This is a genomic window from Neobacillus drentensis, assembly GCF_036965645.1.
Classification (GTDB): domain Bacteria; phylum Bacillota; class Bacilli; order Bacillales; family Cytobacillaceae; genus Neobacillus; species Neobacillus drentensis_D.
Window position 1 is genome coordinate 18,711 of record NZ_JBALPZ010000184.1, and the last position, 395, is coordinate 19,105.

Genomic DNA, 395 nt, shown 5'->3' on the forward strand with positions numbered 1-395 from the left:
TTTGTTTCTCTAAATCCTTTATACTCGCCAAATTGGAAAAACGGTGAATATATTTGTACGCATTCTCTCTCGATGAGATGACAATCCCACTTCCTTTAGTGGATTGGACAATCTCTACGTCTTCTAATATTTTGATTGCTCTTCGGACTGTTTCAGGTGAGACTTTATATTCACTTGCAAGGGTGGACCTGCCATGAATCTTTTCTCCTACTTTAAACTTTCCATCGTATATTCTATTTGCTAAATCAATCGCAATCCGCTCGTATGTCGGGATTTGTGCTTTTTGCATTGGGACCACCGCCAAGTTTCATCTATATTAAATTTTTCATACAATAATACTATACCGTTTTTACTAACAGTTTGCGAGTCGGACTTATACCTTTATATTTGATGAT

At 36.5% G+C, this 395-nt stretch carries 1 protein-coding gene; it reads right to left on the reverse strand.

What is annotated here, in order from left to right; translation table 11 throughout:
- Positions 1-289: GntR family transcriptional regulator (locus V7266_RS26975; RefSeq protein WP_335472300.1), on the reverse strand; the 289-nt coding region annotated here is incomplete at its 3' end.
- Positions 290-395 lie beyond the last annotated feature (106 nt).